19 protein-coding genes are annotated in these 20,123 nt (G+C 71.5%); 16 read left to right on the forward strand and 3 right to left on the reverse strand.

Annotated features, from left to right (window positions below; all coding sequences use genetic code 11):
• Positions 1 to 169: 169 nt before the first annotated feature.
• The gene (locus ABZ208_RS25070) at positions 170 to 598 is read right to left on the reverse strand and encodes a hypothetical protein (protein ID WP_356911708.1); all 429 of its coding nucleotides are present in this window, start codon (positions 596 to 598) and stop codon (positions 170 to 172) included.
• Between the two features lie 54 nt (positions 599 to 652).
• Between ABZ208_RS25070 and ABZ208_RS25075 the strand changes: the two genes are divergently transcribed.
• The 4 genes from ABZ208_RS25075 to ABZ208_RS25090 all read left to right on the forward strand — a co-directional run bounded on the left by ABZ208_RS25075 (position 653) and on the right by ABZ208_RS25090 (position 5,910).
• Positions 653 to 1,261: a hypothetical protein gene (locus tag ABZ208_RS25075; protein WP_356911709.1), complete on the forward strand. Its 609-nt coding sequence runs from the start codon at positions 653 to 655 to the stop codon at positions 1,259 to 1,261.
• A 45-nt stretch (positions 1,262 to 1,306) separates the two neighbouring features.
• Positions 1,307 to 4,507 (forward strand): S41 family peptidase, encoded by a 3,201-nt coding sequence (locus ABZ208_RS25080; RefSeq protein ID WP_356911710.1) that lies wholly within the window; start codon positions 1,307 to 1,309, stop codon positions 4,505 to 4,507.
• Between the two features lie 107 nt (positions 4,508 to 4,614).
• Positions 4,615 to 4,974: a histidine triad nucleotide-binding protein gene (locus ABZ208_RS25085; protein ID WP_356911711.1), complete on the forward strand. Its 360-nt coding sequence runs from the start codon at positions 4,615 to 4,617 to the stop codon at positions 4,972 to 4,974.
• A 6-nt stretch (positions 4,975 to 4,980) separates the two neighbouring features.
• Positions 4,981 to 5,910, forward strand: a complete 930-nt coding sequence (locus ABZ208_RS25090) for a ribonuclease Z (RefSeq protein WP_356911712.1) — start codon at positions 4,981 to 4,983, stop codon at positions 5,908 to 5,910.
• A 53-nt stretch (positions 5,911 to 5,963) separates the two neighbouring features.
• On the opposite strand, the gene ABZ208_RS25095 is transcribed toward ABZ208_RS25090, so the two are convergent.
• Positions 5,964 to 7,226 (reverse strand): YncE family protein, encoded by a 1,263-nt coding sequence (locus tag ABZ208_RS25095; protein ID WP_356911713.1) that lies wholly within the window; start codon positions 7,224 to 7,226, stop codon positions 5,964 to 5,966.
• Positions 7,227 to 7,378: 152 nt separating this feature from the next.
• On the opposite strand from ABZ208_RS25095, the gene ABZ208_RS25100 reads away from it, so the two are divergent.
• The 7 genes from ABZ208_RS25100 (at position 7,379) to ABZ208_RS25130 (ending at position 14,167) form a co-directional block, all read left to right on the forward strand.
• Positions 7,379 to 8,053: a TetR/AcrR family transcriptional regulator gene (locus ABZ208_RS25100; protein ID WP_356911714.1), complete on the forward strand. Its 675-nt coding sequence runs from the start codon at positions 7,379 to 7,381 to the stop codon at positions 8,051 to 8,053.
• A 221-nt stretch (positions 8,054 to 8,274) separates the two neighbouring features.
• The gene (locus tag ABZ208_RS25105) at positions 8,275 to 9,567 is read left to right on the forward strand and encodes a glucarate dehydratase family protein (RefSeq protein ID WP_356911726.1); all 1,293 of its coding nucleotides are present in this window, start codon (positions 8,275 to 8,277) and stop codon (positions 9,565 to 9,567) included.
• Positions 9,568 to 9,710: 143 nt separating this feature from the next.
• Positions 9,711 to 10,820, forward strand: coding sequence for a PfkB family carbohydrate kinase (locus ABZ208_RS25110; RefSeq protein WP_328405885.1), 1,110 nt, complete (start codon positions 9,711 to 9,713; stop codon positions 10,818 to 10,820).
• Positions 10,821 to 10,971: 151 nt separating this feature from the next.
• Positions 10,972 to 11,994, forward strand: coding sequence for a PhoH family protein (locus ABZ208_RS25115; protein WP_356911715.1), 1,023 nt, complete (start codon positions 10,972 to 10,974; stop codon positions 11,992 to 11,994).
• A 12-nt stretch (positions 11,995 to 12,006) separates the two neighbouring features.
• Positions 12,007 to 12,504: an rRNA maturation RNase YbeY gene (ybeY, locus tag ABZ208_RS25120; RefSeq protein ID WP_356911716.1), complete on the forward strand. Its 498-nt coding sequence runs from the start codon at positions 12,007 to 12,009 to the stop codon at positions 12,502 to 12,504.
• Entirely contained in the window at positions 12,501 to 13,799 is a 1,299-nt protein-coding gene (locus tag ABZ208_RS25125) for a hemolysin family protein (protein ID WP_328400743.1), read from the forward strand. The genes ybeY and ABZ208_RS25125 overlap by 4 nt, the downstream gene beginning before the upstream one ends.
• A gap of 14 nt (positions 13,800 to 13,813) precedes the next feature.
• Entirely contained in the window at positions 13,814 to 14,167 is a 354-nt protein-coding gene (locus tag ABZ208_RS25130) for an MmcQ/YjbR family DNA-binding protein (protein ID WP_356911727.1), read from the forward strand.
• Positions 14,168 to 14,258: 91 nt separating this feature from the next.
• Here the strand turns inward: ABZ208_RS25130 and ABZ208_RS25135 are convergent, their stop codons facing one another.
• A complete protein-coding gene (locus ABZ208_RS25135; RefSeq protein WP_356911717.1) occupies positions 14,259 to 15,692 on the reverse strand; it encodes an MFS transporter in 1,434 nt (477 codons plus the stop codon).
• Between the two features lie 117 nt (positions 15,693 to 15,809).
• Between ABZ208_RS25135 and ABZ208_RS25140 the strand changes: the two genes are divergently transcribed.
• The 5 genes from ABZ208_RS25140 to ABZ208_RS25160 all read left to right on the forward strand — a co-directional run bounded on the left by ABZ208_RS25140 (position 15,810) and on the right by ABZ208_RS25160 (position 19,952).
• Positions 15,810 to 16,682, forward strand: coding sequence for a helix-turn-helix transcriptional regulator (locus tag ABZ208_RS25140; protein WP_356911728.1), 873 nt, complete (start codon positions 15,810 to 15,812; stop codon positions 16,680 to 16,682).
• 84 nt (positions 16,683 to 16,766) lie between these two features.
• Positions 16,767 to 17,501 (forward strand): hypothetical protein, encoded by a 735-nt coding sequence (locus ABZ208_RS25145; protein WP_356911718.1) that lies wholly within the window; start codon positions 16,767 to 16,769, stop codon positions 17,499 to 17,501.
• A 67-nt stretch (positions 17,502 to 17,568) separates the two neighbouring features.
• Positions 17,569 to 17,922, forward strand: coding sequence for a cytidine deaminase (locus ABZ208_RS25150; protein ID WP_328400749.1), 354 nt, complete (start codon positions 17,569 to 17,571; stop codon positions 17,920 to 17,922).
• Positions 17,923 to 17,924: 2 nt separating this feature from the next.
• Positions 17,925 to 18,311, forward strand: coding sequence for a hypothetical protein (locus ABZ208_RS25155; RefSeq protein WP_356911719.1), 387 nt, complete (start codon positions 17,925 to 17,927; stop codon positions 18,309 to 18,311).
• Positions 18,312 to 18,599: 288 nt separating this feature from the next.
• Positions 18,600 to 19,952 (forward strand): beta-xylosidase, encoded by a 1,353-nt coding sequence (locus ABZ208_RS25160; protein ID WP_356911720.1) that lies wholly within the window; start codon positions 18,600 to 18,602, stop codon positions 19,950 to 19,952.
• Positions 19,953 to 20,123 lie beyond the last annotated feature (171 nt).

Below are 20,123 nucleotides of genomic sequence, written 5' to 3' on the forward strand. Positions count from 1 at the left end.
TGCCCACCGGCGCGCTCGGGTCTGGTCCTGGCGGACCGGGCTCTGCCCACCGCTCGGGCCTGCCGGCACCGCCGGGGCCCTCGCTTCTCAAGCCCTCATCGGCCGAGTGCTCTTGGCGTGAGCCTTTGCTTTTCAAGCCCCCGTCGGCCAGGCCCTCGTGCGTGAGCCCTCACTTCTGCGCCGGCGTGGTCGACCACTCGGCGGCGGACACCCGGGCGAGCACCGCGTCGTACAGCACCCAGCCGTCCACCTCGGTCGTCCCGCGCGGCCGGCAGCAGATCCCGCTCCGTCGCCGCGTCCACCAGGCGGCGGGCAACTCCCGGCTCGTGGAGGGTCTGCCACTCGCCCTCGACGGCGGCCACCGCGCCCGAGTGCGCGTACCCGCCGGAGATGATCCGGCCGGGCGGTCGCGGAACGCGATCTCGAGGCGCCCGTCCGTGCCCACGCGGCGCAGCGCGAGGACGGTCCGGCAGCCCTCGGGGGTGTTCTCGTTGCCCGTGTGCCGGTGGCGGACCGGCCACATGTGGACGGTGCCGGCGTCGACGACGAGGCAGCTTGTACCGGTCAGCTTCCTGCTGATGCCGACCGTGGACGGCAACCTTGGCCGCAACCACTCTTTTGCGGCCGGGGCCGCGATGGCACTCTGATGTCCATGGGGGCCTTGAGATGCGCGCGGCGCCCGCTCGCCGCGATCGCCTTTGCGGGACTGGCAGTTGTCGGCGGAGTGGCCTGTGAGCCCGCCTCGGCCGGCGGACTCACGGCGGTCGGTGTGGCCGTCACCACCGACAAGACCGCCACCAGCACCTTCGAGCGGCTCGACATCGACGTGCGCTGGCTCAGCTGCACCGCCACGATCCGCGCACGAGCCACCGCGGGCACCACCGGAAGCCCGTCCCGCACACCCGCCCCGTCCGCCGCCGTCGACTGCCGGGGCGAGACGGCCGCCGGCGGCGACATCCGCATCACCGGCAAGGTGACCGACGAACGCGAGGGAAAGTGCGTACGCGGCGATCTGACCGCGAAGATCGACGGAAAGATCGCCTTCCAGGCCACCATGCTCGGTGCCTGCGACGCGGCGGCGACCCGCACGCCGACCACGACGCACCGCCCGACCACCGTGCCCCGCCCGACCACGACGCCCCGTCCGACCACCGTGCCGCGCCCGACCGTCACCACGACCGTCACCCCGAAGCCGCCCGCCACCCCGCCCGCGACCGTCACCGTTACCGTCACGGCGGACCCCTCTTCGTCGGCCAAGTGATCCGAACGGGTCACCCGGCGGCGCCGCGCTCCCTAGGGTGATCGTGTGACGCACCCTGCCTACCTCCGGTTTCCGCATCTGCACGGCGAGTTGATCGCCTTCACCGCCGAGGACGACGTCTGGGCCGCACCGCTCGACGGCGGCCGGGCGTGGCGTGTCAGCGCCGACAACATGCCCGTCGACCATCCGAGAATCTCCGCCGACGGCGAGCACATCGCCTGGACGTCGTACCGCGACGGCGCCCCCGAGGTGCACACCGCGCCGCTCGACGGCGGCCCCTCCGACCGCCTCACGCACTGGGGCAGCCACAAGACGTCCGTACGCGGCTGGACCCCCGACGGACACGTCCTGGCCCTCACCACCCACGGCCAGGCATCGCTGCGCCGCACCTGGGCGCGTGCCGTGCCGCTCGACGGCGGCCCCGGCGCCGTCCTGCCCTACGGGCCCGTGGGAGCCGTGGCGTTCGGCCCGCAGACGCTCCTGCTGTCCGCCACCATGGGCCGCGAGGCCGCCGCCTGGAAGCGCTACCGAGGCGGCACGGCAGGCAAGTTGTGGATCGACCCGGGCGGCGACGGGGAATTCGTACGCCTCCATGAGGACCTCGAAGGGAACATCGAGTATCCGCTGTGGGTCGGGGATCGGATCGCGTTCCTGTCCGACCACGAAGGCGTCGGGGCGCTGTACTCCTCCCAGCCCGACGGCTCGGATCTGCGCCGCCACACCGGCATCGAGGGCTTCTACGCCCGCCATGCGGCCACCGACGGAACCCGGGTCGTCTACACCTCGGCCGGTGAACTGTGGCTCCTGGACGACTTGTTCGGCTCCGAGCCGCGCCGCCTGGACATCCGGCTCGGCGGCCAGCGCATCGACATGCGCCCCCGGCCCCTGTCGGCCGAGCACCATCTGGGTACGGCTGCTCCCGACCACACCGGCCGCGGCAGCGCCGTGGAGATCCGCGGCGGCATCCATTGGGTCACCCACCGCGAGGGGCCCGCTCGCGCGCTCGCCGCCGAGCCCGGCGTACGCGGCCGGCTGCCGCGTACCTTCCGCGTGGACGGCGAGGAGCATGTCGTCTGGGTGACCGACGCCGAGGGCGAGGACGCCCTCGAATTCGCCCCGGCGACCGGGGCCGCAGCCGGCGCTCCGCCGCGCAGGCTCGCCGCGGGCCGGCTCGGCCGCGTACTGAGCCTCGCTGTCGCGCCCGACGGCAGCCGTGCCGCCGTCGCCTCGCACGACGGGCGGGTGCTGCTGGTCGAGCGGGAGTCGGGCGAGGTGCGCGAGGTCGACCGCAGCGACCACGGCGACGCCTCCGGGCTCGTCTTCTCGCCCGACTCCGCCTGGCTCGCCTGGTCGCACCCCGGCCCGGACCCGCTGCGCCAGATCAAACTCGCCCACGCCGGCGACCTCACCGTCTCCGAGGCGACGCCGCTGCGGTTCGCCGACTTCCAGCCCGCGTTCACGCTCGACGGTAAGCATCTGGCGTTCCTGTCCGAGCGGGCCTTCGACCCGGTCTACGACATCCATGTCTTCGACCTGGCCTTCGTCGGCGGCTGTCGTCCGCATCTGATCACGCTGGCCGCCGCCACGCCGTCGCCGTTCGGTCCGCAGCGCCATGGCCGGGCCTTCGACGCGGACGACGAGAAGGACCAGCAGCAGGGCGGCGAGAACGGCGGCGTTCCCGTGACCCGGATCGACCTCGACGGGCTCGCCGACCGGATCGTGGCGTTCCCCGTCGAGGCCGCCCACTACTCGACGCTGCGGGCCGCCCGGGACGGACTGCTGTGGCTGCGCCACCCGGTGAGCGGCGTCCTCGGTACGGCCAGGGCCACCCCCGACGACCCGTGGCCCAAGACCGCCCTCGAGCGGTACGACCTCGTCGAGCGGCACGTGGAGGAGCTCTCGTCGGACGCCGATCACTTCCGGGTCAGCGGCGACGGCAAGCGGGTGCTGCTGCGCACCGACGGCAAGCTGAAGGTCGTGCCGAGCGACCGCCGGGCGTCGGGCGACGAGGACAGCGACACCAACATCACCGTCGACCTGGGGCGGGTGCGCGCCACGGTCGACCCGGGCGCCGAGTGGCGGCAGATGTACGCCGAGGCCGGGCGGCTGATGCGCGACAACTTCTGGCGCGCGGATCTGAGCGGTGTCGACTGGGACGGTGTGCTCGAGCGCTACCGCCCGGTCCTCGACCGGGTCGCCACCCACGACGATCTGGTGGATCTGCTCTGGGAGGTGCAGGGCGAGCTCGGCACCTCGCACGCGTATGTCACCCCGCGCGGGGGACACGGCGACCGGTCCACCCGGCAGGGTCTGCTCGGCGCCGATCTCTCGCGCGGCGAGGACGGCCTGTGGCGCATCGACCGCATCCTGCCCTCCGAGACCTCCGACCCGAGCGCGCACTCCCCGCTCGCCGCGCCGGGCGTGGCCCTGCGCGCGGGCGACGCGCTGCTCGCCGTCGACGGCCGACCCCTCGACCCCGTCACCGGGCCGGGACCGCTGCTCGTCGGTGCGGCGGGCCGGCCGGTCGAACTGGCCGTCTCCCCGGCGGGCGGTGGCGATCCGCGGCATGCCGTCGTGGTCCCGCTCGCCGACGAGGAACCGCTGCGCTACCACGCATGGGTCGCCGACCGGCGGGCGTACGTCCACGAGAAGTCCGGCGGCCGTCTCGGCTATCTGCACGTCCCCGACATGCAGGCGCCCGGCTGGGCCCAGATCCACCGCGATCTGCGGGTCGAGGTCGCGCGGGAGGGGCTGGTGGTGGACGTACGGGAGAACCGCGGCGGCCACACCTCGCAGCTGGTCGTCGAGAAACTGGCACGCCGGATCGTCGGCTGGGACCTCCCGCGCGGACGGCAGCCGCACAGCTATCCGCTGGACGCGCCGCGCGGGCCGGTGGTCGCGGTGGCCAACGAGTTCTCCGGCTCGGACGGCGACATCGTCAACGCGGCGATCAAGGCGCTGGGCATCGGCCCGGTGGTGGGTACGCGTACCTGGGGCGGCGTGATCGGCATCGACAGCCGCTACCGGCTCGTCGACGGCACGCTGGTGACCCAGCCCAAGTACGCGATCTGGCTGGAGGGTTACGGCTGGGACGTGGAGAATCGGGGCGTCGACCCGGACGTCGAAGTGGTGATGGCCCCGCAGGATCACGCGGCCGGGCGCGACCCGCAGCTGGACGAGGCGGTCCGCATGGCCCTGGCGGTCCTCGCCGAGAACCCGGCGAAGACCCCGCCGGCCCTGCCGTAGCCCCTGCCCCGGGGCGCGGCGCCGGCCGGAAGCGCCACGCCCCCGGGGAAGGCCATGCCCGATACGATGCCGTCGGAAGCGATCACACCCCGAGGAGGATCGGCGTCATGGCCGGAGAACCGCAGGCGGACTGCCTGTTCTGCAAGATCGTCTCCGGCGAGGTGCCGGCCACGGTCGTGCGGGAGACCGAGACCACCGTCGCTTTCCGCGACATCAACCCCCAGGCCCCGACGCACGTCCTGGTCATCCCCAAGGCCCACTACAAGGACGCCGCCGCGCTCGCCGCCGCCTCACCCGAGCTGCTCGCCGATGTGCTGCGCGAGGCGGCCGAGGTCGCCGCCGAGGACAAGGTCGACGCGACCGGCTACCGCATCGTGTTCAACACCGGAAGCGGCGCGGGGCAGACCGTCTTCCACGCCCACGCCCATGTGCTGGGCGGCCGCGGTCTCCAGTGGCCTCCCGGGTAACCGACCTTGTCCGTACGTGAATTGGTGGTGCTCGGCACCGCCAGCCAGGTCCCGACCCGGCACCGCAACCACAACGGCTATCTGCTGCGCTGGGACGGCGAGGGCTTCCTGTTCGACCCGGGCGAGGGCACCCAGCGCCAGATGCTGCGTGCCTCGGTCTCCGCGCACGACATCAACCGGATCTGCATCACGCACTTCCACGGCGACCACTCGCTCGGTGTCGCCGGGGTGATTCAGCGGATCAACCTCGACCGGGTCCCGCACGAGGTGTCGGCGCACTACCCGGCGAGCGGCGAGCACTTCTTCGACCGGCTGCGGTACGCCACGGCCTACCGCGAGACCGTGAAGCTGAACCAGCGCCCGGTCGCCGCCGACGGCGTGATCGCGCGCACCGCCTCGTACACCCTCGAGGCACACAAGCTCTCGCACCCGGTCGAGTCGTACGGTTACCGCCTCGTCGAGCCGGACGGCCGCCGGATGCTGCCCGAGAAGCTCGCCGCGCACGGCATCAAGGGCCCGGACGTGGGCCGGCTGCAGCGTGAGGGGGCCGTCGGAGGCGTCACGCTGGACGACGTGAGCGAGATCCGCAGGGGGCAGCGGTTCGCCTTCGTGATGGACACCCGTCTGTGCGAGGGCGTCCATGTGCTGGCCGAGGGCTGCGACATGCTCGTCATCGAGTCCACCTTCCTCGACGCCGACGAGCAACTTGCCACCGAGCACGGCCACCTGACGGCAGGCCAGGCGGCCCGGGCGGCACGGGATGCGGGCGTACGGCACCTGGTGCTCACGCACTTCTCGCAGCGCTACAGCGTGCCCGCGGTGCCCGGCGAGGCACCGGGCGCGGAGTTCGAACGGCAGGCGCGCGCCGCCGGGTTCGAAGGGGAGCTCACCGTCGCCCAGGACCTGTGGCGGGTGCCCGTTCCCAAACGGTCGTGAGACCCGGACCGGCCGCCTGATCGGCCGGTCCGGGAGCTGGGGGCTGCGAGCGGTCAGTGCGCCGAAGGACCCGTCCATCCGGCCGGCACATGGGCGATCCGGACCCGCTGCGGATGGTCGCCGACCCGGACGGTCGCCACCTTCCTGCCGGTCGCGAAGTCGATTGCGGTGACGCTGTCGGCGCCGCTCTCGGAGATGACGCAGGACTTCCCGTCACCGCTCACCGTCGCCCAGTACGGCTTCGACGCAGTCACCAGCGGGCCCTCCTGGAGAGTTGCCCGGTCGACGATCGTCGCGTAGTCGTCCATCGTCCCGGCGATGCACAGTTTGTCGCCCTGGGGGCTCATGGACATGCCGTGGTGGCGGGAGTCGTTGACCCAGGTGGTGCGGTCCTCGCTGGTCGCCGGGTTCTTGGGGAGGGTCTTCACCCTGGTGATCCGGTCGGAGGCGGTGTCGTACTCCAGGAAGCCGTTGAAGAACGACACCTGGAAGTACAGCTTCGACTCGTCGGGTGCGAACGCGACGGGCCGGACCGAGTCGGACAGGTCCCGCCGGCCGAAGGCGTCGAGCCGCTCACGCATGTCGATGACCCTGACCTGGCGGAAGGTCCTGGTGTCCACGACGGTGATCCGGCGGTCGCCCTTCGTCCAGTCCCAGAAGGGGTCGTCGAGGGCGGTGTTGACCTCACCGATGGACATGTTCCACAGGTACCGGCCGCCGTCGGTGTAGACGTTCTCGTGCGGCTTGTCCCCGGTCCTGAACGACCCGGCCTGCTCCCCGGTGGCGATGTCGAGGACATGGACCGTGTTGGAGGTCGAAGCGGACACGGCGACCCGGGTGCCGTCGGGGGAGACGGCCATGTGGTCGGAGCGGTAACCCGACACGGGGAATCGCCAGTTGATCCGTCCGGTGGCGAGATCGATGGACACGACATCGGCGAAGCTCGGGCGGGAGACGACCATCGCAGACCCGTCCGGGGTCGAGTACATGTCGTCGACGAACTGGTCGTGGCCCTCGCCCGGACCCTGCCGGATGCCGAGGAAGAAGGCGAGCTTGACCGGGTTGAGGTAGATCTCTGTGAGCCGCTGGTCCTTGTCCGGGATGACGTTGATCCGCGCGATCTTCGCGAGGTCGCCGGAGGAGGCGATGACATCGGCGGTGCCGTCCCAGTTGTTGCCGACGAACATCACCTCGCGCAGGCCCGGGGAGTCCGCATCCGTCGTGGGTGCGGCGGCCGCGGTGACGGATCCTGACACGGCCACCGTCAGGGCGGCGGCGAAGCAGCCGAGGATCCGCCGGGTGCTGGAGACAGACATCGTGGTTCCTTCCACGGGGGCGGCCCGTCAGTCGCCGGGCGCAGTCTGAATACGTCCGCGTTCAGATTGAGCTACTGGAAGGTAACCGCGGGTAACACGTTCCACAAGGCTTCGCGCACGGGAAAATCGGGCCCGACCGGGAGGGGATGCCAGTGACAGGCAGGCTCAGACAGCCGACCGGCCGCTATGCGGGCAGATCGGCGCAGGAGCGGCAGGCCGAGCGGCGCCGGCGGTTCCTGGACGCCGGACTCCAGTTGTTCGGCGACAGCCCCGGCTACCGGGCGACGACGGTCGCGGCGCTGAGCGAGAGCGCCGGACTGTCGACCCGCCAGTTCTACGAGGAGTTCCGCACGCTCGAAGATGTGCTCGCCGCGCTGCATCTGCAGGTCAACGACTGGGCCGAGGATGCGGCGCTGGCCGCGCTCGCCGAGTCGGCCCACCTGCCGGTGGCCGAGCGGGTCGCGGCGGTCTTCCGCGCGTACGCGGCGAACGTGACCGGCGATCCGCGGCGCATCCGGATCGCCTTCATCGAAATCATCGGCGTCAGCCCGCAGTTGGATCGGCAGCGCCTGGCCAGACGCTCCCGATGGGTGGACCTCATCTGCGCGGAGGCGGCAGCGGCTGCCGAACGGGGTGAGGCTCAGGCGCGCGACCACCGGATCGCCGCCGCGGCGTTCATCGGGAGCGTCAACGGCCTGCTCCACGACTGGAGTGCCGGCTGGGTGGAGGCGACGCTCGACCAACTCGTCGACGAACTGGTCCGGATGCTGCTGGGCATTCTCCGGCCGGTCCCTCTCCGGCCGGACGGTGGCCCGGCCGGGGCGTGAGCGCGTACGGCGCTGCCCGAGCTCGGCCTGGCCAGGGGGCGTTGGTGGTTGCTGGGGTGGAGGGCGGGCTCGTGGTGCGTGCCGGCGGCCGGGTGAGGGAGCGTTGATGCATACTGTTCGTGTATCTAGTCTCTGTTCTTATCCATGGACGCTCTCGTCCGTGGGCATCGCCGTGGACATTGCTTCTGTGGGGAGACAGCATGGGGCAGGCAGGCGCCACCGTGGACCTGACGATCGCCGGCGTACGGCTCACGCCGATCCTGGTGGCCGACCCGCCCCTGCTGAACACCCAGGGCGTGCACCAGCCGTACACGCCGCGACTGATCGTCGAGATCGTCACCGCCGACGGCGTCACCGGTGTCGGCGAGACCTACGGGGACACCAAATACCTTGATCTGGCCGCCCCGCTGGCCAAGGCGCTGCCCGGCCGTCAGGTCACGGACATGAACAACCTCCAGAAGCTTGCCGCGCTCGTCTGCACGGACTCTCCAGAGGCGACCGGCCCCGACGCCGTCGACGCCGGCGGCCTGCGCGGCGTCCAGACCGCCGGCAAACTGCGGCTGTCCGTCGTCTCCGCCTTCGAGGTCGCCTGCCTCGACGCGACGGGCAAGGCACTCGGGCTGCCGGTGCACGCACTGCTCGGCGGAAAGGTCCGGGACGCCGTCGACTACAGCGCCTACCTCTTCTACCGCTGGGCCGGACACCCGGGCGGGGTGGGGGAACCGGACGACTGGGGTGCCGCTCTCGACCCGGCGGGCATCGTCGCGCAGGCCCGGCGCTTCGCACAGGACCACGGCTTCACCTCCTTCAAGCTCAAGGGCGGGGTGTTCGAGCCCGAGCAGGAGATCGCCGCGATCCGGGCCCTCGCCGAGGCGTTCCCCGGGCGGCCCCTGCGGCTCGACCCCAACGGGGCCTGGTCCGTGGAGACTTCACTCCGGGTCGCCGAGGAGCTCAGGGACGTACTGCAGTATCTGGAGGACCCCGCCAGTACGACGGCCCGGATGGCCGAGGTGGCGGCGGGCACCGACGTGCCGCTGGCGACCAACATGTGCGTCACCACCTTCGCCGAGATCCCCGAAGCCGTCGGCCGCGGCGCCGTGCAGGTCGTGCTCTGCGACCACCACTACTGGGGCGGACTGCTGGCCACCCGTGAACTGGCCGCGATCTGCCGTACGTTCGGGATCGGGCTGTCGATGCACTCCAACACCCACCTCGGCATCAGCCTTGCCGCCATGACCCAGGTCGCCGCCGTTGTACCCAACCTCGACCACGCCTGCGACAGCCACTACCCCTGGCAGACCGAGGACGTCATCACCGAGCGTCTTCGCTTCAAGGACGGCCGGCTCGCCGTGAGCGGCCTGCCCGGGCTCGGCGTTCAGCTCGACCGGACCGAGCTCGCCCGGCTGCACCGGCGCTGGCTCGACGACGACGGAGCCCTGCGCGAGCGCGACGACGCGGCGGCCATGCGGGCCGCCGAGCCGGGCTGGACCGCACCGCCGGTACCGCGCTGGTGAGGCGCCGCCCGGCCGGGCGGCGGGCGGACGGCCGCCCCTTCGGCGCAGGGGCCGCCACGCCCACCGCCTCCGGCGGCGCACGGGCTGCGTGCATCCCCATCGTGCAGACTGGCGTGAAGCTGCACCACGTACGGGAGCGCACGGTGATCACTCGCGACGGAGAGCCGACCCGGCAGGCCGCCTGCCTCGACCCCCTGGCGGGCCTGCGGACCCCCGCCGACCCGCCCTGCGACGTCTATCTCACCGGCAGCGTCTTCCTGGACATCATCTTCACGGGCCTCGACTCCGCTCCCGTGCGCGGAACCGAGTCCTGGGCCCGCGGCATGGGATCGAGCCCCGGCGGCGTGGCCAACATGGCGACCGCCCTGGCGCGGCTCGGCCTGCGCACCTCGCTCGCCGCGGCCTTCGGCGACGACCACTACGGCGAGTACTGCTGGGACGCCCTCGAGCAGGGCGAGGGCATCGATCTCTCGCTCTCCCGCACCGTGCCCGGCTGGCATTCGCCCGTCACCGTCTCCATGGCGTACGAGGGCGAGCGGACGATGGTGTCCCACGGCCACGAGGCCCCGCCCTCCGAGTCGGCCCCCGACTGCCCGCCGCCCGCCCGGGCCGCGGTCGCCTCGCTCACCCCCGGCACCCGCGCCGAGTGGATCGCCCAGGCCGCCCGCACGGGCACCCGCGTCTTCGCGGACGTCGGCTGGGACGAGACGGGCCGCTGGGACCCTGCCGACCTCGCCGACCTGGCCCACTGCGAGGCCTTCCTGCCCAACGCCGAGGAGGCGATGCGCTACACCCGCACCGACTGCCCGCGCGCCGCCGCCCGCGCCCTGACCGAGTACGTTCCGCTCGCCGTCGTCACACTGGGTGCCGAGGGCGCGTACGCGGTGGACGGCGCGACCGGGGAGAGCGCCCAGGTTCCGGCCATCGAGGTCGAGGCGCTGGACCCGACGGGCGCGGGCGACGTGTTCGTGGCCGGTTTCGTGACCGGCACGCTCGCGGGCTGGCCGCTCGCCGACAGGCTGGCGCTGGCCGGGCTGACCGCTGCCCTGTCGGTGCAGGAGTTCGGCGGATCGCTGTCCGCGCCGGGCTGGTCGGAGATCGCGGCCTGGTGGCAGCAGGTCCAGGAGATCGCGGACCAGGACCCGGCGGCGCTGCGCCGGTACGCCTTCCTGGAGGCCCTGCTGCCTGCCCCGGCCAGGCCCTGGCCGCTGCGCCGGGCCGTTCCGACGATCGGCTTCGGCCGCTCGGCCTGAGTCCACGGCTCCGTCCCGCCCCGCCGGGCCCCGTCCGGCCCCGGAAAAGCCCTCGGTTCTTGTCGGTGTCAGGTCGTACTCTTGGGTCCAGAGGTTGTCGAGCAGCGAGAACCCTGCAACGGGAGGTATGTGCAGGCCACAGAGCCGGCCCATGACTCAGACACCCATAGACCAGACACCCGCGCCGGAGCAGGCGCGAGCCCACTTCACCGTCCCCGCCAAGCATCCGATGGTGACGGTTCTCGGCTCGGGTGACTCCCTGCTGCGCGTGATCGAGAAGGCCTTCCCGGAGGCCGACATCCATGTCCGGGGCAATGAGGTCAGCGCGGCGGGCGACGCCAGGGAAGTCGCTCTGATCCAGCGCCTGTTCGACGAGATGATGCTCGTGCTCCGCACCGGGCAGCCGATGACGGAGGACGCAGTGGAACGCTCGATCGCCATGCTCAAGGCGGCCGAGGACGGCACGGGCGAGCCCGGCGCCGAGACCCCGGCCGAGGTGCTCACCCAGAACATCCTCTCGAGCCGCGGCCGGACGATCCGTCCCAAGACGCTCAACCAGAAGCGCTACGTCGACGCGATCGACAAGCACACGGTCGTGTTCGGCATCGGCCCCGCCGGTACGGGCAAGACGTATCTCGCCATGGCCAAGGCCGTGCAGGCGCTGCAGTCCAAGCAGGTCAACCGCATCATCCTGACCAGGCCCGCCGTCGAGGCGGGCGAGCGGCTCGGCTTCCTGCCCGGCACGCTGTACGAGAAGATCGACCCGTATCTGCGACCGCTGTACGACGCGCTGCACGACATGCTCGACCCCGACTCCATCCCGAGGCTGATGGCCGCGGGCACGATCGAGGTCGCGCCGCTCGCCTACATGCGGGGCCGGACCCTGAATGACGCGTTCATCATTCTCGACGAGGCGCAGAACACGAACCCCGAGCAGATGAAGATGTTCCTGACGAGGCTCGGCTTCGACTCGAAGATCGTCATCACGGGCGACGTCACGCAGGTGGACCTTCCGGGCGGTACGAAGAGCGGTCTGCGTCAGGTCCGGGAGATCCTGGACGGGGTCGACGACGTGCACTTCTCCCTGCTCACCTCCCAGGATGTCGTACGGCACAAGCTCGTCGGCCGTATCGTCGACGCGTACGAGAAGTACGACATCCAAAACGGGAAGTAGCCGAACAGCACCATGTCGATCGACGTCAACAACGAGTCCGGAGCCGAGGTCGACGAGCAGGCGATCCTCGACGTCGCCCGCTATGCACTCGCGCGGATGCGTATCCACCCGCTCTCCGAGCTCTCGGTGATCGTCGTGGACGCCGACGCCATGGAGCAGCTGCACCTGCAGTGGATGGAGCTGCCCGGTCCGACCGATGTCATGTCCTTCCCGATGGACGAGCTCCGTCCCCCGGTCAAGGACGACGAGGAGCCCCCGCAGGGGCTCCTCGGTGACATCGTGCTCTGTCCCGAAGTGGCCAAGAAGCAGGGCGAAGAGTCCCCGACGCAGCACTCCATGGACGAGGAGCTCCAGCTCCTGACCGTCCATGGAGTGCTGCATCTGCTCGGGTACGACCACGAGGAGCCCGACGAGAAGGCCGAGATGTTCGGTCTCCAGGCGGCCATCGTCGACGGCTGGCGGGCGGAGAAGGGCCTGACCGGCCCCTCCCCGGCGCCGACCGTCTCATGAGCGGTCAACTGATCATCGGCGCGGTCGCGCTGGTCGTCGTCGCGTGGCTCGCCGCCTGCGCGGAGGCCGGTATCGCCCGCGTCTCGAGCTTCCGCGCCGCCGAGGCCGTACGGTCCGGCCGGCGCGGCGCCGACAAGCTGGAGCAGGTCGCCGCCGACCCCACGCGGTACCTCAATGTCGCCCTGCTGGTGCGGGTGACCTGCGAGATGGCCGCCGGGGTGCTGGTCACCTATGCCTGCCTGGAGGAGTTCGCGGAGACCTGGGCGGCGCTGCTCGTCGCCATCGCCGTGATGGTGCTGGTCAGCTATGTCGCCGTCGGCGTCTCTCCGCGCACCATCGGCCGCCAGCACCCGCTGAACACGGCGACGGCCTCCGCGTACGTCCTGCTGCCGCTGGCCAGGGTGATGGGCCCGATCCCGCAGCTGCTGATCCTCATCGGCAATGCGCTCACGCCCGGAAAGGGTTTCCGCAAGGGCCCGTTCGCGAGCGAGGCCGAGCTGCGCGCGATGGTCGATCTCGCCGAGCGGGAGTCCCTGATCGAGGCCGACGAGCGCCGGATGGTGCACTCGGTCTTCGAGCTCGGCGACACCCTGGTGCGCGAGGTGATGGTCCCGCGCACCGACCTCGTGTGCATCGAGCGGTTCAAGACCGTCCGCCAGGCGCTGACCCTGGCGCTGCGCTCCGGGTTCTCCCGCATCCCCGTCACCGGGGAGAACGAGGACGACATCGTCGGTGTCGTCTACCTCAAGGACCTGGTCCGCAAGACGCACATCAACCGGGACGCGGAGGCCGACCTCGTCTCCACGGCCATGCGCCCCGCCGTGTTCGTGCCCGACACCAAGAACGCCGGCGATCTGCTGCGCGAGATGCAGCAGAAGCGCAACCACGTCGCCGTCGTCATCGACGAGTACGGCGGCACCGCCGGCATCGTCACGATCGAGGACATCCTCGAGGAGATCGTCGGCGAGATCACCGACGAGTACGACCGCGAGCTGCCGCCGGTCGAGGAGCTCGGCGACGGACGCTTCCGGGTCACCGCCCGGCTCGACATCGGTGACCTGGGCGAGCTGTACGGCATCGACGAGCTCGACGACGAGGACGTGGAGACGGTCGGCGGACTGCTCGCCAAGGCGCTGGGCCGGGTTCCCATCGCGGGCGCCGGCGCCGTGGTGGACCTCCCGGACGGCCGGGCGCTGCGGCTGACCGCCGAGTCCCCGGCCGGCCGCCGCAACAAGATCGTCACGGTGCTCGCGGAACCGGTGGAGAAGGAAGCCGAGGAGGAGACGGCGGGATGAGTGCGACGAGGGCGATGAACGCGGTCCGGCTGAGGGCCTTCTGCCTCGAATTCAACGCCGCGGCCGAGGAGTTCCCGTTCGGGCCGGAGACCTCCGTCTTCAAGGTCCTCGGAAAGATGTTCGCCCTCAGCGCGCTGGACGCGAGACCGCTGACCGTCAATCTCAAGTGCGAGCCGGAGATCGCGGTGCAGCTGCGCGCCGACCATCCGGCGATCGTGCCCGGCTGGCACATGAACAAGCGTCACTGGAACACGGTCGCCGTGGGCGAGCTCCCGGAGAAGATGATCCGGGAGCTCATCGAGGACTCGTACGACCTGGTCGTGGCCGGGCTGCCGAAGGCGGAGCGGCTGCGGCTCGACCGGGCGTAGGTCGCGCACCCCGGGACACCGCACGTGGGGTGCGGGAACACCCCACGGGCGGTGCCCGATCCGGTCCCGGACGGGTACCGGCCCCGCGTGGTCAGGGTCGCGCCCGGCGCAGGCCCGCGGCGATCACGATCCCCGCCAGCAGCACCACCGCCGCGTCCACCGCCAGCACCGTACGGACACCGGCCAGCAGCGTCTCCCCGGTGGTCGCCAGCACCCCCAGAAGAGGGATCCCCACCGTGATCCCCACCTGCTGCGTCGTCGTGACCAGGCCGGTGGCCAGGCCCTGTTCCCCGTCCGGGACGCCGGACGTCACCGTCAGGCCGTACGAGATGATCGCGCCCAGGTGGCACATGCTCGCCAGTGAGACACCCACCGTCGCCAGCAGCGCGCCCGACTGCGCACCCACGCCCAGCAGCGCCGCGACGAACACGCCCTGCCCGAGCAGAGAGAACACCAGCGTGCGACGGGCGCCGAACCGGGCGAGCACCTTCGGTGCCAAGGCGCCCGCGGCGACCGAGAGCACACCCTGGACGCCGAACACCAGACCGGTCCGGAAGGCCGAAAGCCCCAGCGTCTCCTGGAGGTAGAGCGTCAGGACGAACACGACCGTGCTCATCATCGAGAAGGTCACCAGACCGCCCAGGTTTCCCCACGCCACCGTCCGCCGGCGCAGCATCGGCAGCGAGACCAGAGGTGCGTCGGAGCGGGACTCCACGATCGCGAAGGCGATCAGCAGCACCACTCCGGCCGCCAGCGCGAGACGTACGTCCGCCCCGCCGAAGCCGCGCTGCGCCGCCGTGGACAGTGCGTAGACGACCGCCAGCAGACCACCGGTCACGGTGACCGCGCCGGGGACATCGAGCCGCGGTCGTGCCGTGGCGGCACCTTCGTCGCCCCCCGTGGCGTGGGATCCGGGCAGCAGCTTCGGGGCAAGTGGCAGCACGATCAGCGTGAACAGTGCCAGCAGACCCATCGTGGAGCGCCAGCCCAGGGTGTCGGTCATCACACCGCCGAGCACCATGCCGATCGTGAATCCGAGCGAGAGCAGGGTGCCGCTGATGCCCAGCGCCCGGTCGCGCTGCGGGCCTTCGGGAAACGTCGTGGTCAGCAGGGACATCCCGGTGGGCACGATGACAGCGGCGCCGAAACCCTGCAGGGCGCGCCCGGCGAGGAACGAGGCGGGATTCCAGGCCAGCGTCGCCAGCAGCGAGGCCGCGCCGAAGACGGCGAGCCCGGCGAGGAACAGCCGCCGCCGCCCGTACAGATCGGCGATCCGGCCGAAGAGCAGCAGGAAGCCGCCGGACGGCAGGGCGAAGGCGGTCACCGCCCACTGCAGCGCCGAGCGGTCGAGGCCGAGGTCCCTGCCGAGGTCGGGCAGGGCCACGTTCAGTACGGAGAAGTCGAGGGCGACCATGAACTGCGCGGCGCACAGCACGAAAAGGATCAGCCGCGACCGGCGGTCGAGTCGCGGCGGCACGGCCGCGGCGCCGGCCGCCGTGGTCGCGGGGAAGGTGTCAAGTGGCATGGTCCACACCTTGCGGCGGCCCAAGGCGGCCTGGGGAGACGGCACTTATCCTGTTGGTCGCAGCACCAGGTTTACGGACAGGGGGAGTACGTGACCACGTCGGCCGGGCAGGATGCGATGAAGGCCCATCGCCTCGGCGAACTGCGCGAGTTCTTGATGAGCAGGCGCGCCCGGATCAGCCCGGCCGAGGCGGGGCTGCCCGACGGCGGGGCCCGCCGCCGCACACCGGGGCTGCGCCGGGAGGAGGTCGCGGTCCTCGCGGGCGTCGGCGTCTCCTGGTACCAGTGGCTGGAGCAGGGCCGGGACATCACCGTCTCACCGCAGGTGCTGGACTCGGTCGGCCGGGTGCTGCGGCTCAGCAGCGCCGAGCGCCGCCATCTGTACGTGCTCGCCGGGCTCAACCCGCCCGCGCCCGAGGTGGATCCGGGGGACCGGGACATGTGCGCGGGGCTGAGGCGGCTGATCGACGCCTGGATGCCGTACCCCGCCCACATCATGGACGCCTACTGGAATCTGATCATGTACAACGACACGGCGGCTGCGGTGCTCGGCATGCGCCCCGGTCTCCCCCAGAACTGTCTCGTCGCGTTCTTCACCGACCCCATGTACCGCTCCTGGACGCCCGCTTGGGAGGAGGTCGCACCGCAGGTCGTGGCGCAGTTCCGGGCCGCGTGTTCGGAGTGTCCCGACGACGAGGGCTTCCGGGCGGTGGTCGAGGAGGCGAAGGCGGCGAGCGCGGAGTTCACCGCGCTGTGGGAGCGGCGTGACATCGCGCCCGGCGGTCAGATCCGCAAGGAGATGCACCATCCGGTGGTGGGACGGCTGTTGATGGAGTCGACCCAACTGCGTGTCCCGGCCCGTCCGGACCTGGCGATCGTGATGCACACGCCGCTGTCCGACACGGAAACGGACGTCGACACCGCGGCGAAACTCCGATGGCTGGCAGGCCCGGAGGGCAGGCGGGGGTCGATCTATCCGGTGGCGGGCTGACCTCGGAGTCTGTGTATCGTCACTCCAGTTACCGGGGAGGGGGGAAGCTCCCCACTGAGCACACTTTTTGGGGAGTTCTGCATCATGCGTACGCGTATGTTCCGCGGCGTCGCCGCCGCTGTGACTGTTTCCGCGCTGTGTTTCACGGCTGCCGCCTGCGGTGGCGAGGACGAGAAGAAGCCCGCCGCGTCCGGTGAGAAGTCCCAGGACAAGGGCGGCGAGGAGAAGCCGGCCGAGGCGCCCACCACGCCGCTCACCGCCGAGCAGCTGAAGGCCGCGACCCTCGAGGCCAAGGACCTGCCGGCCGGCTGGACGGGCAAGACCGCCGAGGCCGACACGACGAAGCCTCCGACGGCCGACAAGCCCGAGTGCCAGCCGATCGCCAACATGATGGCGGGGACGCTCCCGGGCGGTACCGGCGGACCGAACATGGAGTTCTCCACCAAGGGCGAGAACGAGAACCTCTCCGAGCAGGTCTTCACCTTCGAGGGCACCGGTGCCGCGGAGTTCACCAAGGCCATCGGCACGGCGCTGGAGACCTGCAAGGCGGCCGTCTTCACGCAGGACGGCGAGAAGACCAAGGTCACGTTCGCGAAGCTGTCGGCTCCGAAGGCCGGCGAGGAGTCGCACGCCTTCACCATGGGGATGTCCATGGAGGGGCTGGGGGCCGACGTGAAGATCAACATGCTCGTCGCGCGCCAGGGCACCGGTGTCGCCCGCGCCGCGCACATCGCGATCGGCAAGCCGAAGTCCGAGGCGTCGTTCGGCGACCTGGTCACGCGCATGGGTGCCAAGCTCGTCAAGGGCGCCCAGGGCTGACGTCCGCGCATCTGACAGACGACCGGCCGCCCGGATTCGCTCCGGGCGGCCGATCTATGCTCGGGGCATGACGCAGAGCACCGACCTCGGCCCCGAGGACCGCAAGATCATCACGCTGGCGCGCAGTGCCCGGGCCCGCAACGGCGTGCCCGAGGGTGCCGCGGTGCGCGACGAGACCGGCCGCACCTATGTCGCCGGGACCGTGGCCCTTGACTCGCTCAAGCTCAGTGCGCTGCAGACCGCCGTTGCCATGGCCGTCGCGAGCGGCGCCCGGTCCCTGGAGGCCGCAGCGGTCGTCGCCGACATCGACGCGGTCCCGGACGCGGACCGCGCGGCGGTCCGGGACCTGGGCGGCGCCGGGACCCCGGTCCTGCTGGCCGGGCCCGACGGGGCGCTGCGCGCGACGGTCCAGGCCGGCTGACCGTGCCCGTACGCGGGGAGCGCCGCGGCCGTCGCACCTGGATGTGGGTCGTGCTTGCCGTCGGTGTGGTCGGTGTCGTCCTGAACCTGGTCGACCGGGGCGTCCGAGGAAGGCTCGCGCCGTCCGATGCGGCGCCCCTGCTGCTCGCCTTCGGTGCGGGCGCCGAGCTGGTGACGGGAATGCGGCGGCGGATGCTCCGGGCCGGCGCCGCGGTGGTGCTGGTGGTCGCCGGGCTCGCCGCCGGGATCCCGGCCGTGGCGGGTCTGGTGCGGGGAGGGTCCGCCGACTGGACGGGTCTGGTGCTGGGAGGCCTCGTCGTGGCCTTCCTCGCCGTGTGCTGCGCGGGGCTGGTGGCGCAGCTGCGCGAACGCCGGGCGGCCCGGGCCTGACCCCACGGTTGCCTTGGGCTGCCCGACCCTCACGGTTGCCTTGTGCCCGTGTGTGTTCGACGGGACCGCCTGGGATACGGAAGTGACAGGTCCGGCATCACTTTCCACAGTGGTGCCGGTCCGCTCCTCCGGCCTGTGGAAGCAGGGATCTTGACAGAACCTGATGGGTCATCAGTTGGTGCATTTCGATTCCATTGACTTCTTCCGGCCACCGGCCGTCAATGGCCACTGCCGCCGCGGAAGAGCCGCCGCGTCCGCACCCATCGGTTGTGTCAGAAGGGGGCAGTCATGCCTTCAGCCGCCCCAAGATCCCCGTGGTCCGCCGGCCGACGCCGTCGCTGGACCGCCGTACTGGGGGTCCTCGCCCTGGCCGCGGGCGCCAGCTCGCTCGCCGCACCCGCCCAGGCGCTCGTCGCGGCCGCCGCTCCGGTGGACTTCGCGACCCACTGTGTACCGCCGCCCATCGCGGGTATCCCGCCGATCGACGGGACCACGACGGCGCAGATCACCGTCGACAACGCCGCACCCAAGGTGGGCGACACCGTCACCGTCACGTACACCGTCACCAAGCCGGCCGCCGGCAACCCGGTCGACCTCGCGCTGCCGGCCGACATCATGACGCCCACCGGCAAGGTCACCCTCGGGGGAGCCCAGCCCGGCAGCGTCACGGTCACCGGCCCGAAGAAGAACCCGCCCGTGCCCGGCAAGGCGCCGTTCCCGCCGTTCTCGATGACCGGCACCTTCACGGTCACCGCGCCCGGCTCGATCACGCTCTCGCCCGGCGACTACAACATCCACACCAGCTACATCATGGAGCTGGACACCCCCTGCACGGTCACCAACCCGCCCGCGCCCGTCTCCGAGACCATCACCGCGACGGACCAGCCGGGTGCCAACGAGCGCACCATCACGCTCGGCACCGCAACCGGCAACCCCGGTGACCAGGTCACCGTGACCGGCGCCAAGTTCGCCCCGAACGCGAACATCACCGTCGCCGGCCGGGCCGGCGCCGCCGAGACCGCCGACAAGGCGACCCTCAAGGCCGACGCCTCCGGCGCCTTCACCGCGAGCCTCACCGTCAACGACAAGGCGACCACGGGCATCGTCGCGTACGAGGGCACCGCCTGGGACGCGGAGAAGGGCGCGGGCCCGGCCGCGTACACCGTCATCGACGACACCCCGCTGCCCCCGGGCAGCCAGAAGCTCAACGCCTCCGTCAAGGCGGGCACCCTGTCCATGTCCCAGGCCGGGGACGCCGTCGAGATGTCGGCGGTCGACTTCGGCGCGGGCGGCCCGTCCACCGGCGATCTGCAGACGGTGACGGTCAAGGACTTCCGCGGCGGCCCCGCGGGCTGGTCCCTGACCGGCAAGGTCACCGACTTCACCGGGCCCGGCGGGGCGAAGATCGACGCCGGTAAGCTCGGCTGGACCCCGGCCTGCACCACCAAGCCGGGCAGCCCCAGTACCTGCGCGGCCGGCTCCGCGGGATCGGTGGGCAGCGCGGGTGCGACCCTCGCCTCCACCCCCGACGGAGCGGTCACCGGCGGTGAGTTCACCGTGAACGCCGAGGTCACGCTGGACGTGCCCGCGTTCTCCGCACCCGGCGCGTACTCCGGCGTGCTGACCCTCACCCTCACCTGACCGTCCCGGTCGCCGGCCGGGGCGAGTGAGCCCAAGGGGCGCGCCGCCCGCGGCCGGAGGCCGCCGGCCGGACACCGGGGCCTCGTATTCTGTCTCGCTACACCCCGAACGCGTGGAAAATGCTTGTCCCCGAGGTGTCCCCGATCCCCCGCTCTACGCGCCACATCGGGC

The sequence above is a fragment of the Streptomyces sp. NPDC006208 genome, assembly GCF_040613775.1.
Taxonomy (GTDB): Bacteria; Actinomycetota; Actinomycetes; order Streptomycetales; family Streptomycetaceae; genus Streptomyces.